Origin of the sequence: Psychrobacter cryohalolentis K5, from assembly GCF_000013905.1 — a bacterium.
Taxonomy (GTDB): Bacteria; Pseudomonadota; Gammaproteobacteria; order Pseudomonadales; family Moraxellaceae; genus Psychrobacter; species Psychrobacter cryohalolentis.
This window is the reverse complement of the sequence record NC_007969.1, coordinates 1,604,082-1,621,241: the sequence shown is the minus strand read 5'-3', so window position 1 is coordinate 1,621,241 and position 17,160 is coordinate 1,604,082. Positions and strand designations below refer to the sequence as shown.

Sequence of the window (17,160 nt, the reverse complement as noted above, 5' to 3'; positions counted from 1 at the left end):
TGCTGTTAGTGCAATATACGGTGCAAGCCCTATGCCATATTGATCAATTGGTTGTATTTCATAAGGCGGTTATAAGACAGCTATGACGCATGCTCCTCAATAAGTGCATTGATTTGACTCACGCATGAGCCGCAATTGGTACCAGCACGGCACGCTTTGCCCACTGATTGTGCGCTATGGCACTGCTGCTTGGCGATTGCATTGATGATGATGTTTTCTCCGACTGCCATACAAGAGCACACCAACGGACCTGGATCGATATAGCCAGTAGCTGGACGACCTGCCAGCAACCATTTATAGCGCTGCTGTACTGGTATGGCAGCGGTACTGGCAAAGCAGCTGTCAAGCCAATGTGTACTAGGCAAATACATCAATTTTGGTGCAAAATAAATAGCTAATAGCAGCTGATCACTAGGTACGGCAGAGTCTGAATCACTTGGCAATATATGATTTAATGCTTTGTTCCTCACCTCTGACTGAGTCGAGATAAAGCGTAGTTGCTTCTCTGGTTTACTCAAGGTGAAAGCGCTATTAACCGTCAGAGTATCGTCGGCATTGCCAGTCAACCACTTGTCTGATACAGACTTTTGATAGTCATCGATAAACTGCTGCCAAAATTTAGGGTCAAGCAACTGCCTAGCTGTGCGCTCGGCTGGGCTGGCAAGAGTAATGAGCACACTATTGGCTTGCCTGCTGATACTCCATGTCAGCGCTGGTAGTGAGAGAGACGAACCCGCACCATTTAACTCAAAGTTTGTAGACGCTGTTTGCGACTCACCCGCTATTGCTTCCTTCTTAAAATGAGCAGTCATCGCACGCAAGTGCACTAATATGGTGTCCTGCAAATCAGGATGCACCATAATCTTGCCAAGTGTCTGCATAGGCACGGCGCTCATGCGAATCGCTGAGTTTTTTAGCTCAGGCTGCCCTGAATATGGATCGACCACAGTCGGAATGAGTGTCCCTACCCGTGCAAAGCTAGCAAAGGCATTACTCCAGTGCATGGGCATAAAGGCATCACCAACACGCATACTATCGCTGATGGCGATTTGCGCTAAAACCGTTTGCTCTATATTCTCATTATCTGTATCGGCATTTTTACTAACATTATTCGTATCAATAGTTGTCGCCTCACTATTCGGCAGGATCTGCTCATAGCGAGGATGTAGCTGCACATAGTCGCCCTTTTCAACACCGAGTTGTTTGGCTTCATTAGGATGGATAGTCAGCGTCGGCACAGATTCATGTTGATTGAGCTGTGGCGCCAGTCCTGTGCGTGTCATGGTATGCCACTGATCTCGTAGTCTGCCCGTAATCAGGCGTAGATTCACGGTCAATGGGTTGAAGTCAGTGTTATGCCGCTTATCTCTATTCTTAACATCGCTCTTATTCGAGTTCTGCCGACGTTGATGTTGATGGAAGTGATGAAAATTAGGCAGGCTAGCACTATCTGAAGGCGTAATAGCAATGAGTTTTACTTGAGTGGGTGTAATACGCGCACCGCCCCATTGAAAGGGAGTCATCACCTCGTAGTCAGCGCGGCTTAGTACTGGCATTGATAGGTCTTTAGCCAAATTGAGATAGCGTGGTTGATTGCTAATAGAGGGCACTTGGCTAGGATCGTTTTTATAAGCGGTCAATGCCACATGCTCATTGAATATCTCGCTAGGATGCTGGTAATCAAACCCAGCTAGCCCCATGCGAGTAGCCACTTGAGACAGTATCCACCAGTCAGGCTTAGCGAGTCCTAATGCAGGCTTCAACGCCCGCTGTCTTGAGATTCGCCGCTCAGAATTGGTGACTGTGCCTGATTTTTCACCCCAACCTTGAGCTGGCAATACAATGTCTGCGCACTTAACCGTATCGCTGTCTACCGAGCAGTCAGAGACAATGACCAAGTCACAAGCCGCTAATGCGCGGCGAAATTTATCCGCTTCAGGTAAGCTCACGACTGGATTGGTTGCCATAATCCAAATGGCTTTGATACGCCCATCTAAGATAGCATCGGCAGCATCACAAGCTTGGATGCCCACCTCTGGCGCAATAGACTGCGGTGCCTGCCAAAAGTCAGCCACCAGTTGACGATGGATGCTATTACTCAAGTCTAAATGTGCCGCCAGCAAATTAGCCAGCGCCCCGACTTCACGGCCACCCATGGCATTTGGCTGACCAGTGAGTGAAAAAGGACTGGCACCTGGTTTGCCCACTCGTCCCGTAAGCAGATGGGTGTTGATAATGGCATTCACCTTGTCAGTGCCACTCTTTGACTGGTTGACACCCATACTAAAGGCAGTCACTGTTTCATCATGAGCGGCGACTAGCTGATAAAATTCAAGGATACTGTCGATACTGACTTGGCAAGCTTGAGCAACTTTTTCAATGCTCCAGACGTTGGCTGCCGCTAAAGCATCATCAACACCATGACCATGCTCGATATAACCTGTATCAGCACAGCCGTGTTCGCTAAGATAATGTAATAAACCATTGTATAAATGCGTATCGGTGCCGGCGGCTATTGGTAAGTGCAAATCGGCGAACTCACAGGAATCGGTACGACGTGGGTCAATGACAATAAGCTTTTTATTGGGATTGGCTTTTTTGGCGGCCAAAAAACGCCCAAATAAGATCGGATGGCACCATGCCATGTTTGAGCCAACCAGCACTAATAAATCGCAGGACTCTAAATCCTCGTAATTACCAGGCACCAAATCAGCGCCAAAGGCACGTTTATGCCCTGCTACTGCGGAAGACATACATAGGCGTGAGTTGGAATCGATATTATTATTACCGATAAAGCCTTTGATAAACTTATTGGCGACGTAATAATCCTCAGTGAGTAGCTGTCCTGAGACATAAAACATAATACTGTCGCGACCATGCTTGGCGATCGTGTCGTTTAAGCGCGTGGCAATATCATCTAAGACGTTATTCCAATCGGTAGGTTTTATAAGTGGCTCATCAGATATGTCGATAGCGTTAAAATCAGTACCTAATTGCGTGGGTCGATGTTCTTGCATTACCGCTTGCTTGTTTTGATAGTAAGGCTCAGTTAAGCGGCGCTCACTGCCTAAGGTTTGCGCCAATGCACTGCCTTTTGAGCATAACTTACCAAAATTTGCCGGATGGTCAGGGTCGCCTGCCACACTGACTGCACCTACCTCATCGATGCTCGCGAGCACCCCGCAACCGACACCGCAATAAGGGCAAGTGGTACGTATGATGGACGTCGTTTCTTCAGTATAAGTGGCAATAAGAGCCGTTTTTGAAGGATTGAATATGTCATCAGATTTGTTATTAGATCGAAGTATACCACTTTCTAATTCTTGACTAGCATTCGGTTTATTACTCAAGATCACTTCACTCATGACGCCGCTCCTACTAGGTCTGCTGCGCTTAATAAATCCAGATCGCTATCGTTATCCATGTCTCCGTTAGCCTCACTATCTGTCGTTACCTTCTCCAAATCACAGTAAGCCTCGCCAAATATTAAATCCGCTTTTATAGGCGCGATATCACTATTGCTGTTGATCAGCTGGCTATAGAAACTGCCCTCATTGACCTCACCGTAGAGTACAGCGCCGATCAGTTTATTGTTTCTAAGATAGAGGCAGTGATAGTGATTTATACTGGTTTGCTGATAAGTAATGGTTTCGATAGCCGCCGCTTCCTCGTCATCAAAGTCGACTTGCCCTGCTGAAAAGGCACTGATGCCAGATACTTTTAGCTTTAATGACAGCGGTGTACTGCGAAAAGGCTGCCAGTTCTCTTTAGAGCCTAAGCTGTCGCCCGATAGTCGAGTGTCTTTTAGCACAGAGACTAAGGTATCCACTTGCTGATTAACAGGTGCGACCATACCGAATAGCTCACCATCCAACTCTACGCATTCGCCAACTGCGTAGACATGCGGACAACTCGTGTGCATGCAATCATCCACAATGATGCCGCGATTGACTTCAAGACCGCTGTCTCTCGCCAGTGCTATATTGGGCATCACCCCGACTGCCATCACGATAAAATCTGCCGGCAAGGTACGTCCATCCTTCAATGATAAGCCTTTCACCTCATGCTGGTCATTGACCGCAATACAATCAGTAATAGCAGAGACCTCCACACCTACGCCCCGACGAGCCAGCTCAGCTTGCAGTAGCTGGGCAGCAGGTAAATCAAGCTGCCTGTTAAGAACATAGCTGTCTACATGAATGACCGTCATATCTGCCCCTTGAGAAGCCAACGCGCAGGCGGCCTCTAGCCCTAGCACCCCGCCACCAATTACTAGACCTTTTTTCCCTTGGCGCGCATATTCAATTAAAGCATTTACATCGGCTACTTCTCGGAACACATGCACACCTGTCGCATCATGATTGGGAAAAGGGATGACTCGAGCGCTCGAACCTGTAGCGATAACCAGCTTGGCATACACCATCGTCTGTCCATTATCAAGATTAATAGACTGTTGTTTGGTGTCCACAGCGGTAACTGCAATCCCTGCTAAGACAACAATACCCAACTGTTCATAATCTGATTGCTGGTATAAATAAGTATCATCAAAGGCGCTATCTCCTGCCAGCACTGGTGATAGCATAATGCGGTTGTAGCCAACCTCTGGCTCTTTGCTGATAAGGGTAATCGGTAATGGTCTTTGGTTATTTGGCGACTTACTTTGCTGCTGGGCACGTGCCAGCTCAATGGCAAAACGGCTGCCTGCCATGCCAGCACCAATAATGACAATACCCGCATTTGAATGAGCATAAGACGTTGTCTGTATTGTTAATTTTGATCTATCTGATGACATGAGCAAAAAATCCCTTAGCCGCAACGCGCAGCATTAATTAAATGGCGTGTCAGAGTATCTTTTGTGCTTAAAGCCTGCACTTATAAGAAATAAGCCAACAGCGAAAAAATGAGCACAAACTGAATAAAGCAAATGCTATGCCATACCAGTAATGGGTTGCGTATGATGAGCGGCTCAGGGTCGCTAATATAATTATGATTCTCAGGGTTAAAATCTTGTAAGAACTCACCAATTGCTTGATAGCGAGCTTGGGTATTAGCAAGCAGCGCACGCATTAGCGCTTGCTGGCTGGCAGCAGGTACACGGTACTGACGTAATAATTGAGTAGGTAGGGTTAAGGTATGATTTGCTTGATGTGAATGCATCAACGCTTGCGAGCTAAATGGCAGCTCACCTGTTAGCAGCTCATAGCCAATCACCGCTATGGAAAATAAATCAGAATGCACACCTTTTGGTGCATCGGTGTAATATTCTGGTGCAGCATAGTGCAAATCACCGTTCGGTGGTCGCGTACTGTCTTTAAGTATGGAAGAGCTGGCTGAACCAAAATCTATCAATTTGACCGCGCCTGATGTGGTCAATAGGATGTTTTCCGGCTTGATATCTTGATGCAATAGATAGTTTCGATGCATCACCCGAACCGCCATGCCTATTTTGGTTAACAAATCATAGGTCTGCCACACATCACAAGGCGCATGACGATCCATAAAATCTCTTAGGCTTTCGCCTTCAATATATTCTGTGAGATGGTATAGATATGCACTGCTGGCTGGTATGGGGTAATAGCGTAGCAACCCTGAAGCACTAAGCGCTGAGCTTGCGTCTAGATAGGGTTTTATACTGCTGATGCCTGTAAGGCTGCTGTCGCTAGATAGGTTATTAGGATCTGCTTGATTATAGGCAGGCTCGCCCGCCCGTCTATGCTTAGATAAGCTTAGACCGATTTTACGCTCCTTTAAAAATTCGCGCAGATAATGACCATCGGTAATAGCATTAAGGCTTGGTGACTTTAGTGCAAATAGATGATGGTTTTCATCCTCTACTAGATATACTTCGCTACGAGCAGTACGGGCTATAATATGCTTGACGATAAAACCATCAATCCGTGCCCCAACTTCTAAGCCCGTTAATAACTGATACCGATGGATGTCGTGAGGCATCGGATCATGCAGGCTAGCATTTTTATTATTACTATTGTTCTTAGTATGAGCGCTATTGGCTGTCTTTTTCTTATGGAGCGCTTGCGCATTCATACCGAGTATCACCATACTTAAATTGTCATGACTGCCCTCGTTAAACGCCTGCTCGCATATGCTTTGGCTGATGCTAAGACTATTCACTGCCCCGTCATTCGAGCTGTTATCCGTCGTATCTATCGTTTGACTCGGCTGACACAGCGCCTTTACTGCTGAACATAGCTCAAACTGGAGCTCGGACGCTGCAATAGACTCATAGACGCCATCTGTCATCAGTGCTAAGCATTCATTTTGATGCAAGGTAAATACTGACTGCTGGAGCTCGACCATCGTATCCGCGCCAATAGCGGCAGATAGCGCGCCTTTATCTTGCCCATGGTGAATACGGTGGTCTTTACTGAGCACTTTTATACTCTCTAAACCGACACGGTAAATACGCGAGTCGCCTGTATGAAACAGATGGATACGGTCGCCGATACATAGTAGACCTGATAAGGTGGATAATAGTGGTGGCACGCGCTCATAGACTTGCGGGAAATAGAGGGCGTCATTGGCTTTATTGACCGCCTCACGAATCAAAATGGCAACTTGATTGTCATCAAAGTCTATGTTTGCTGATTGCGATTGGTTCTCTGCCAATACCATCTCTTCAATTGCTTCATTTTTAAGTGCCCCGTTTTTAAGTGCTAAGGTAAGATGGTGCGTGACAGTATTGACCACCAATTGGCTGGCTTGTTTGGGGAACTGACAGGCACTGACACCATCAGCCATTAAAACCAATAAAGGCGCGTGAGGACACTGAACACCGCCGTTGATGGTTGCTGTAAACTGTCCATACGGCAAGCAGGTTGTTATCAGCAAGCTGTCTTGATTTTCAGACTTGCGCCCTTGCATGCTATGAAAATCAAGCTGCCACAGTGCATTATCCGCACTATGGCGACTGGTTTTGTCAGTGGTCTTAAAGTCTTGTGTGCTGCCCTTTTTCATGCTTAGCTCACTTTAATTTGGGCAAAGCTGCCATCAGGCATCTCTTCGATGATAACGCCTTCAGGTTCTTTTAAAAAGAACAGTGCAAAGAAGCCAACGACAGCAGTCGCGGCGATTACCATGAAGAATACTTGATAAGAGACCAGACTCAATACAGTTAAATAAACAACCGAGCCAACATTTCCATAAGCGCCGGTCATGCCAGCAAATTGTCCGGTCATGCTACGCTTGATCAGTGGAATAACCGCAAACACAGCACCTTCACCCGCTTGTACAAAGAAAGAGCAAAACATCGTGATGAATAATGCCAAGGCAATTGGCCATGTTGAATCCACGATGCCCATTAATAGATAACCAACAGCCAAACCTGCGGTCAAAATCAGCAGCGTTATTTTGCGACCAAACTTATCGCTGAGCCAGCCGCCGCCCGGTCGCGACATCAAGTTCATAAACGCATAGCTAGATGCCAAAACCCCTGCCATCACAATTGATAGATTAAATGTCTCTTGATAGAAAAGCGGCAACATAGACACTACGGCAAGCTCTGAGCCAAAGGTCGCAAAGTATAAAATATTTAAGATACCGACTTGCTTAAAATCATATTGATGCGCTTTTGGCACAGGAGTCGTAAATACCTCTTTATTAAAGCGATAACTACTCACAAACTCATAAATATATAAAATAACCAATCCGATGTAGACGATATTGACACTTGCCTGACTGAGTAAGCTGACGCCAGCGGGTGATAGCTTCCATCCCAAAAGCGCTAACGCCAAATACATTGGCAGTTTAAACGCCATCATCAGCCAAAAGTCACCTGCTGAAGTCACCATCATGGCACCAGACTTTTTGGGTTTAAAATATGTCGCACCCTTAGGCGTATCACGCACCATCTTATAAAAAATCACACTATAGAGCATCATCACCACCCCTGAGGTGGCTGTTGCATAACGCCAGCCCTCATTGCCACCAACTATAGCCGCGGCGATAATAGCCACTGTCGGTAACAGCAGCGCAGCAGCAGCAGAACCAAAATTTCCCCAACCGCCATAAATACCTTCAGCAGTACCCAGCTCACTTGCAGGGAACCAATCACTCATGAGACGAATACCCACCACAAACCCTGCACCCACAAAGCCCAAGAAAAAACGGGACAATGCCAGCGTGTTGTAATCTTGCGCAAAGGCAAAGGTAAAACAGGGAATCGCTCCAATAGCCAAAATGGCGGTATAGACGAGGCGCGGACCAAAACGATCGGTCAACATGCCAATAATGACTCGAGCTGGAATAGTCAAAGCGACGTTTAGTATCAATAAGGTTTTGACTTGGTCCTTGGTCAAACTCAAAGTCTCACCGATGGCAGATAAGAATGGTGCGTGGTTAAACCATACAAAAAAGGTCAGAAAAAAAGCCATCCATCCAAGATGGAGTATCTGGTTTTTACCAGTAAAAGAGAGAATATTGAGCTTGTTTTTATTTGGTGCAGCAGGGCTCGGTGATGGCGATGACGACATAAGCGGTTTCCTTAAATAGTAAAATTCAGGGCTAACATGGAAAGCCGTAAGAACACGTTATGTTGAACGAACTGACCAGTTAGAGCATTTAAGGGGATGCAATGGCTGTGCCAGCTGCCGCTATCAGCTTCGTTATACAGATAAAACCTCGGCTTTGATAAAAGCGTTCATGCTTTGCTATAGCTGACTTCCAAGCAACTATTACAAGGTCATTCATAATTTAATAGCCATATAGAAACGCTAATTTTATCGAGATGAATGAAAAACCCTGACTGCCATAAATACAATCAAATTGGTGCATGGTTTTATCTATTTTGGTGCATCCATTTTTTATATCCTCACTTTTAATGAGAAAAGACTTTTTTATTTATCATTGCTATTTATATCCTCACACATACCACGCTGCCTAGGAAATACACTGTCATCGTCAGGTTTTTCGTCTGTAGTGATGAGACTCTCGCTTAAAGATATGGCGCTATATAACGGTGCTTGGCACAGTTATTGAAGATGTAATTACTGTAAGCACTATTTAGACAAACCCATGACTAAGGATAATTACATGAGTAGCACTATAGTGAGTAAGGCAGGTAAAGCTAAGTTGGTGGTGATTGGTAACGGTATGGTCGGGCACCATTTCGTTGAGCGAGCCATAGAAAAAGGGTTACATGAGCAGTTTGAGATTCATGTGTTTGCTGAAGAAGACCGTCCCGCTTACGATCGGGTATATTTATCGAGCTACTTTGAACATAAAGATGTTAGTAAGCTCAACTTGGTTGATTTAAGCGCCTATGCATCTGCCCAGATTCAATTGCATCTGAACCAGCGTATTGTAGATATTGACACCACCAATCAATACATCATCACTGAAGCTGGCGAGCGGATTGAATATGGTGAGCTGGTGCTGGCGACAGGCTCCTATCCATTTGTACCGCCGATTCCAGGGCGTGAGCATGCACACTGTCATGTATATCGCACCATTGCTGATTTGGATGACATTCTTGCCATCGCTGAGCAACCAAAAGTAAAAAGAGGCGTAGTTGTGGGCGGAGGACTACTCGGGCTTGAAGCAGCAAAAGCACTGGTCACCTTAGGACTAGAGACTTATGTGGTAGAGTTTGCTCCGCAATTGATGGGCGTACAGCTTGATGCGGCTGGCGGCGATATTTTAAAACGAAAAATTGAGGCGCTTGGCGTCAAAGTATTAACTGGTAAGAATACCCAAGCCATTATTGATAATAGCGACGCCATACATAAAAACCTGAGCACCTTTAATGAGAATCCGTGCCAGCTGACCATGCAATTCACCGATGATACCTCGCTTGACACCGATATGATCGTCTTTAGTGCAGGTATTCGTCCGCAAGATGGCATTATCAAAAACAATCCTGAGTGCGGTATTGAGATAGGTGCACGAGGTGGTATTTTAATTGACGAACAATGCCGCACCAATGCTGCGCATGTCTACGCTATTGGCGAATGCGCGGTGTGGGATAACAAGATATTTGGCTTAGTAGCACCAGGCTACAGCATGGCGAGTATTTGCGCGGCACAAATCACAGGAGATCAGTCGCAAACCTTTACGGGCGCTGATATGAGCACCAAGCTCAAACTGATGGGCGTCGATGTTGGTAGTATTGGCGACGCCCATGGCAACAGCGCGGACAGCTTGAGCTATTTGTACCAGAACCCTGCTGAGGGCATTTATAAGAAATTGGTCACAACGCCTGATAACAAACGCTTGCTTGGCGCGGTGTTGGTCGGTGATACCGAAGACTATAATAATCTATTACAGCTATATCTCAACGACATCGACCTACCTGCCCACCCTGAAAGCCTCATACTACCCAACGTTGAAAAACCGAAAATGGGTATAGAAAATTTACCAGATAGTGCAACGATTTGCTCATGCTACAACGTCACCAAAGGGGCTATTTGCGCGGCGGTTGAAAACGGTGCGTACTCCATTGCCGAAGTGAAGTCTTGTACTAGTGCAGGTACAGGATGTGGTGGCTGTGCGCCTATGGTGAAAGACACTTTAAGCTACCAGTTAACGACCCTTGGGTTTGAGGTCAATAACGACTTATGTGAGCACTTTGCCTATACCCGTCAAGAGCTCTATAGCTTGATTCGTGTCCATGGTATTAGAACCTTTGATGCTCTGTTGGATGAGCATGGTAACGGTCATGGCTGTGAGATTTGCAAACCTACGGTCGCCTCCATCTTGGCCTCATGCTGGAATGATTATGTGCTCAAGCCTGAACTGACACCGTTGCAAGATAGCAATGACTATTATCTGGGCAACATCCAAAAAGACGGCACCTATTCTGTCGTACCTCGTGTGCCGGGTGGTGAAATCACCGCCGATAAGCTGATCATCCTCGGACAAGTCGCCAAAGAGTTTAATTTGTATACCAAAATCACAGGTGGGCAACGCGTGGATCTATTTGGGGCACGTTTAGACCAATTGCCTGATATCTGGACACAATTGGTGCAAGCTGGCTTTGAGACTGGTCACGCTTATGGTAAGTCGTTGCGTACTGTTAAATCGTGCGTGGGTAACAACTGGTGTCGCTACGGTGTCGATGACAGTGTCGGCTTGGCACTCACCTTAGAGGATCGTTATAAAGGAGTACGTTCACCGCATAAGATAAAGATGGGCGTGTCCGGATGTACACGCGAGTGTGCAGAGGCACAAAGCAAGGACTTTGGCATTATCGCCACTGAGAATGGTTGGAATTTATTTGTCTGTGGTAATGGTGGTATGACCCCGCGTCATGGTGAGTTGTTTGCCACCGACCTTGATAGCGACACGGTCATCAAATACATCGACCGTATTATCATGTTTTATATCAAAACAGCAGATAAACTCCAGCGTACCTCAAAATGGCGTGAGAGCTTAGATGGCGGATTGGAATATCTACAAGCGGTCATTATTGAAGACAGTTTAGGCATCGCTGATGAGCTAGAGGCGCAGATGCAACTGCTGATCGACAACTATGTGTGTGAGTGGAAAGCAACTATAACCGATAGCGAAAAGCTCAAACGTTTCCGTCACTTCGTCAATAGTGAGCAAGGGGATGACAATGTGGTTTTTGTCACCGAGCGCGAGCAGATCCGCCCTGCGACCGATAGTGAAAAAGCTAAAATCTTAGTGACTGAGCTGGCTTAATCAACGTCTAACACTTTCCGATCATATACGAATAAGGATCACCCAATGAACCAGTATACCGTTTGCAGATTAGAAGACATACTCCCTGAGACTGGTGTTTGCGCACTGATAGAGGGTAAACAAGTGGCTATCTTTCGCACTAAGGACGCTAAGCTGTTCGCGCTTGATAACTATGACCCGTTTAGTCAGGCCAATGTATTATCTAGAGGGTTAATTGGAGGCACTACCGTGACCAACGATGCTGGCACTGATGAAGCGGTACTGTATGTGGCCTCACCTATTTATAAACAGAGATTTAACCTTGCCACCGGTCAATGCTTGGATGATACAAGTGTCACGCTTGCTACTTACCATGTTGAGCTTGATACCAGTCTTGAAGGTAATAATGTGGTGATAAAATATGATCAGTTAGAAGCGTCATCTACAACACTATTAGAAATGGAAGTTGTTTAAGGCGTAGCCGTCTTTTTAGCAAATTGAAACATGTAATTTACATTAAGATACTGAATAAAAAATTGTACTGGCATAATATTGGCGGTAAATATATTTCACTTAATGCCATTAAAAGGATCATAAATCATGTCTGACAAGTCTACTAATAACGATAACATTAAAAATGCCTTAGAGTCTCTTGAGAGCGCAGCGACAACGCCTTCAAATGATGCGGTAACAGGCGTAGAAGTAGTAAAAGGTGATACTGTCGTTTATGAAGACGGTGATTTTGAAGATTACAATGCTGACAAAGACTATGAGGTTGATGAAGAAACTAAGTCTGGCAAGGATGATGAGTCCAATAAAGACGATCAAGATGACAATTCTGCCAAAGAAGATAAGCACAGTACGACGATAGCGAACATCTATCAATGGGCTTCTAAGCTCAAAGATGACTTTATTTCTGACAAAAAAGAAGCGAAATCTGACGAAGAGGATAAGTCTGATTCTGAAAATGAAGACAAGCATGAGGACAAGCATAGTGCGACGATAGCTAATATCTATCAATGGGCTGCTAAGCTTAAAGAGGATTTTACGTCTGAAGCTTCTAATATGACGCTTGACGTTTCTGAAAAAGCGGTTGCTATTATGCTTAACAGACTTTTGGATGCCAAAACTGCCGAGTTAGAAGCTTTTGATAAGAAAGTGGCAGACTCTGAAGAATCGGTAGACAATGCAGAAGAAGAGCGTAGTAAGATTGCTGAGAAAAAAGACAAATACCAAGGTATGATTGACCAGCTACAAGGCTAATTGGTACTTTGAGTAATTGGTACTTTGATTGATTGGTCTTATTGATCCAGTGTTAATTATTTAGCACTGGATTTTTTATTGTTTTTGGCTTGTCGTGAGCTCAAGAGTGTTCGTGTCGATCATCGACTGTAAACCCTCTAAATATTAACGGTACATTATAAACCTAGTTTGATATAAAAATAAATCAAATACGATTGATGTCTATTAGCTACTAGGTATATCCACGACTAACGGTGAAATGTAACGCCAAACCAATTACGTAAACACGCCTATCGATTTCTGCTAGTATTATGCCACTACGTTACTAACCACTTATAATATGTAAGGTTAAGAGGATTTAACATGCGATTCAAATCATTCGTTCAAAAACTACATGAACGCAATCCTAAACTTGGCAAAATCGCTTCGCTGACCACAGCAACAGGCGTTATTACTTTTAATAGTATGTTGGCAGGTCCCCCTGTATGGATTATGGGTGCAGCCAAAGCTGTTACTGGTGCAGCGATTGCTGATAAAGCGGTCATTGATGTGACCAATTATTGGATTAACAGCAATAACGCGATGATCGATAACATTCTGCCGAATAAAGACTGGCGTATCAGCCTACCTGACGATATCCATACCAAGGGCAAGTATTTACTGGTAAGCAATCACCAATCATGGGTTGATACCAGTATCGTGCAATATATTAGTGAAAAGCGTTTACCATTGACGCGATTTTTTACTAAGTTTGAGCTGATATATATTCCAGTTATTGGTCAAGCTTTCTATTTTCTCGATTTTCCAATGATGCGTCGACATTCTAAAGAGGCGATTGCGAAAAATCCTGCCTTAAAAGGCAAAGATATCGAAGAAGCAAAACGCGCTTGTGCATTGCTGAAAGACAAGCCTTTTACACTGTTAAATTATCTAGAAGGCACACGTTTTACCACCGTAAAACGGGATAAGCAGCAGTCGCCCTATACACATTTGCTTAAACCAAGAGCGGGCGGTTTGTCGCTAGCGATTAGTGCGCTTGGCGAAGACATCGATGGTATTTTAGATATGACCATCGTCTATCCTGATGGTGTGCCGACATATGGCGACTTATGGAAAGGCAATATCAAGCGTTTGGGCGTCGATGTCAGACATATTAAGATGCCTGATGACTTATTTGCCAGTGTTCAAAATGGCGGCTATGAGACTGATGAGGCGATAAAAGCAGAAATGTTTGATTGGGTCGAGCAAGTTTGGCAGCAAAAAGATCAGCTCATTACTAAGATGCTTGCGGAATTTGAAAGTAAGCCCCCTGCCCTTGATGCTTAGCTAGCAAGCTTTTTAACTTAATCTGTTTTATTTGCACATATATTGACCGTTCTATTGGTTTTTTTACTAAAGATAATAATAGCAACCTACGGCTGCTATTATTGCTTACCTCGTTAAACGACCATGCCTTATATGTCGATGACAAAAGGAAAATACAGTGCCACAGGCTCAGCCAATGTTTGAAACCGCCTCTAATCTTACAACAGAACAAAATACAGCATTAAAAACGCTTACGACGATAGGTTATTTAGAAGGAACCTCGTTTTTACTGTTGCTCTGCATCGCTATGCCACTAAAGTACATGATGGACATTCCAGAAGGGGTAAAGTATATCGGTATGGCTCACGGCGGCTTATTCATCGCCTATATTGTTGTACTCATGGGCACAGCCGTCAAGATAAAAATGCCTATATGGGCGATCCCTGCCGGCGTGCTTGGCTCGTTCTTACCCTTTGGTCCGTTCATATTTGACCATTGGTTAAAAAAGAGCCTAAAGAAAAGCAAGAAAGTTATTTGAGACAAGAGTTTTTATGACGCTAATCATTGGTTTCACGATATAGCGTGTTTTGTGACTCTTCTCTAAAATCTTCGTATGTGATGGCAGGCTTTGATGTTGACGTACTAGCAGCTGCCTCATTATTCATCGCGTTCGTTTCAGGCTTGGGGTTTGATGATTTGGCAGGGTCAGAGTCACTGGGCACTTCAATGACAGCAGGTGGCGTATTAGCCTCTACCACAACATTTTTCTCAGTGGTGTTCATTTCAGTGTCAGTAGCTGTTTGTTTGGTGACCGGGCTTGTCTGAGTCGCGCTTTCATTAATAGGCGTGCCAGCTTCATTTAACGCTGTAGACGTAGTGCCGGCAGACAAGAAACCAGTCGCAATTAACGTGAATACAGCACCAGAAATCATGAGTGAGCCAAGCACCATACCGATAATGAGCGGCTTTTTACTACTCTTCTGCTTTTGTATTGATTTTACCGCTTTCTTTTTTTTCGATTTTTTGATGGGCAAAGTTGTTAAAGGTGCAGTGCTGATAGGTTCATCAATATAAGCGCTATCATTTACCTCAGTATCTTCATCTTTAACTGTAGAAGCTGCGTTATCAGTCGCCTCAGTTGTCATTAAAGGGTGTATAACCTTCTCATCTTCATCAGAGAAGTCCAAGCTTACCGATGTGCTCGCGTTATCAGATATCTGTAACCCTGCTGTATTTTCCACATTATCTTGCTCTTGGCTGCCAAATAACTCTAGTTCTGCTGCACTTAGTGGCTCATAGGATGACAGCTTGTCAGCGTTTTTAAGCGGTTGTAATATGTGCGGCTGAACAGAACTGTCCAGTAGACTTGCACTAAGACCAACATCAGTCTCATCATAAGCATCAGTGGTGACAGTTGGCTTGAGCTCATTTTCTGTATTTTCGATAGTACTTTCAATAGTCTCTGCGCTTTCAACACGAGTGATATAACGCTCATAGATATTATGTTTACGATTACGCAGTCGTGGCTTCGTATTAGCGATTTTTGCTAAGTTTGCCTCTAAATCGGCGCTTTGCTTGTCTTTTTTGTCGCTCATGAAGTGATACCAAACCAGTTTATGCCACGAAACCGTAGATGACTGCTAGAATGAAGGGAAAAGTTTTTTAGTTTGCTAAAGTGTAACGCTATCGTTAATAAACAATATAGAGTGTCAACTCATATGCTTCAAGCATAATTTTATAGTTTTGCTATTATTGATATAAAATACAGTAGTATCCGCTTCATCAATCGACATGATATTACAGATAAATGAGCATAAAACATGGATTTAAAGCAGCTCAATGCGTTTATTGCCGTTGCCGAGCTTCGGAGCTTTAGTGCAGCCGCTACCAAAATCGGACTGTCACAGCCCAGTTTAAGCCGTTTACTGAAGCAACTTGAGATAGACATGGGCGTGATGTTGGTTGATCGTTATCATAGACCGCTACATTTAACAGAAGCTGGCACGTTCTTTTACGATAAAATCAGTACCATACTGACAGAAGTCGATACGGTTGTTGGTATGACCCAGCGCTTATCTGCCCCTAGCAGCGCATTAAATATCGGTTTTGTACCCTCTATACTGTATGGGTTGCTACCTGAGATTATTGCCAGACTGAAGCAGTCCAATCCTGAGATTGACGTCAACCTAAAGGACATTAGCTCCTATCAGCAAATGGATGCGCTCAAATCTGGTGATATCGATATTGGTTTTGGACGCTTTGCCCATCAAGACCCATGGATACAGCAAATACTGTTACGCCACGAGCGCTATGTCGTTGCCCTCCCCAAAGCCCATCCGCTTGCCAATGTGCGCGAGCAACGCTTGATCGATTTGGCCAATAACCGCCTGATTCTCTATCATCAAACCCACTTGCCTGTATCTACAATGCCAGAAACGGTATCAAGCACAGGGACTCCTAAAACCTTGGGGCAGAATAAGAAAAATAATACGAGCCATCATCAAGCCTCTACTGTTGAGCAGATAACAGAGCCTTTACTATATTTATTTGCACAGTACGGCATCTCTCCATTTATGACCACCACCGTTAGTGACTTGCAAGTGGCACTCGGGTTAGTAGCGGCGGGCGAAGGCATCACCTTAGTCCCTGCCAGCTTAAAAACGGTGCGTACGGAGCAGATCAGCTATCAGCGTCTCATTCACGAAAACGTCACCTCACCTATTTATCTGCATACACTTAAGGATTTTGTGCATCCTCATATTCCTGACTTATTGCGTGCGACTTATCATGTCTATGAGCAGCGCGGCATTACTTACCGCCGGCAAAAATTTGAATCTCAGCGCTAAATTATCAGATATTGAGTCATAATTGTGGTATAAAGAAGCCCGAAAAAATAGCCATTGATAAATCTTGATATTTACATTTAATTATGCTAACTATCAGGAATGGCTATGCAAAAAATAAGTAATAATTATA

General features: G+C 44.5%; 11 protein-coding genes. 6 read left to right on the top strand and 5 right to left on the bottom strand.

From position 1 onward, the window contains the following. Window positions 1-80 precede the first annotated feature (80 nt). The 4 genes from PCRYO_RS06775 to PCRYO_RS06760 all read right to left on the bottom strand — a co-directional run bounded on the left by PCRYO_RS06775 (window position 81) and on the right by PCRYO_RS06760 (window position 8,489). Window positions 81-3,365 carry a molybdopterin-dependent oxidoreductase gene (locus PCRYO_RS06775; protein ID WP_011513656.1) on the bottom strand — a complete coding sequence of 1,095 codons (3,285 nt, stop codon included), beginning with the start codon at window positions 3,363-3,365 and terminating at the stop codon, window positions 81-83. Then, on the bottom strand, window positions 3,362-4,792 hold the full coding sequence (locus tag PCRYO_RS06770) for an NAD(P)/FAD-dependent oxidoreductase (RefSeq protein ID WP_011513655.1): 1,431 nt from the start codon (window positions 4,790-4,792) through the stop codon (window positions 3,362-3,364). Before PCRYO_RS06770 ends, PCRYO_RS06775 begins: the two co-directional genes overlap by 4 nt. Before the next feature lie 80 nt (window positions 4,793-4,872). Then, window positions 4,873-6,975: a bifunctional protein-serine/threonine kinase/phosphatase gene (locus PCRYO_RS06765; RefSeq protein ID WP_011513654.1), complete on the bottom strand. Its 2,103-nt coding sequence runs from the start codon at window positions 6,973-6,975 to the stop codon at window positions 4,873-4,875. A 2-nt stretch (window positions 6,976-6,977) separates the two neighbouring features. Further along, on the bottom strand, window positions 6,978-8,489 hold the full coding sequence (locus tag PCRYO_RS06760; RefSeq protein ID WP_011513653.1) for a NarK family nitrate/nitrite MFS transporter: 1,512 nt from the start codon (window positions 8,487-8,489) through the stop codon (window positions 6,978-6,980). Between the two features lie 559 nt (window positions 8,490-9,048). Here PCRYO_RS06760 and nirB point away from each other — a divergent pair. From nirB to PCRYO_RS06735, 5 genes are all read left to right on the top strand, one after another. Next, the gene (gene nirB, locus PCRYO_RS06755) at window positions 9,049-11,658 is read left to right on the top strand and encodes a nitrite reductase large subunit NirB (RefSeq protein WP_011513652.1); all 2,610 of its coding nucleotides are present in this window, start codon (window positions 9,049-9,051) and stop codon (window positions 11,656-11,658) included. A 45-nt stretch (window positions 11,659-11,703) separates the two neighbouring features. Continuing rightward, a complete protein-coding gene (nirD, locus tag PCRYO_RS06750; RefSeq protein WP_011513651.1) occupies window positions 11,704-12,111 on the top strand; it encodes a nitrite reductase small subunit NirD in 408 nt (135 codons plus the stop codon). A gap of 126 nt (window positions 12,112-12,237) precedes the next feature. Beyond that, a complete protein-coding gene (locus tag PCRYO_RS06745) occupies window positions 12,238-12,900 on the top strand; it encodes a hypothetical protein (RefSeq protein WP_011513650.1) in 663 nt (220 codons plus the stop codon). Between the two features lie 342 nt (window positions 12,901-13,242). Beyond that, complete coding sequence (locus PCRYO_RS06740; RefSeq protein ID WP_011513649.1) at window positions 13,243-14,205, top strand: acyltransferase; 963 nt, start codon at window positions 13,243-13,245, stop codon at window positions 14,203-14,205. 175 nt (window positions 14,206-14,380) lie between these two features. Beyond that, entirely contained in the window at window positions 14,381-14,722 is a 342-nt protein-coding gene (locus tag PCRYO_RS06735) for a DUF3817 domain-containing protein (protein ID WP_011513648.1), read from the top strand. 19 nt (window positions 14,723-14,741) lie between these two features. Here PCRYO_RS06735 and PCRYO_RS06730 read toward each other — a convergent pair whose 3' ends face one another. Beyond that, window positions 14,742-15,779 (bottom strand): hypothetical protein, encoded by a 1,038-nt coding sequence (locus PCRYO_RS06730; RefSeq protein ID WP_011513647.1) that lies wholly within the window; start codon window positions 15,777-15,779, stop codon window positions 14,742-14,744. 225 nt (window positions 15,780-16,004) lie between these two features. On the opposite strand from PCRYO_RS06730, the gene PCRYO_RS06725 reads away from it, so the two are divergent. Beyond that, the gene (locus tag PCRYO_RS06725) at window positions 16,005-17,030 is read left to right on the top strand and encodes a LysR family transcriptional regulator (protein WP_011513646.1); all 1,026 of its coding nucleotides are present in this window, start codon (window positions 16,005-16,007) and stop codon (window positions 17,028-17,030) included. The last annotated feature ends 130 nt before the right edge of the window (window positions 17,031-17,160 follow it).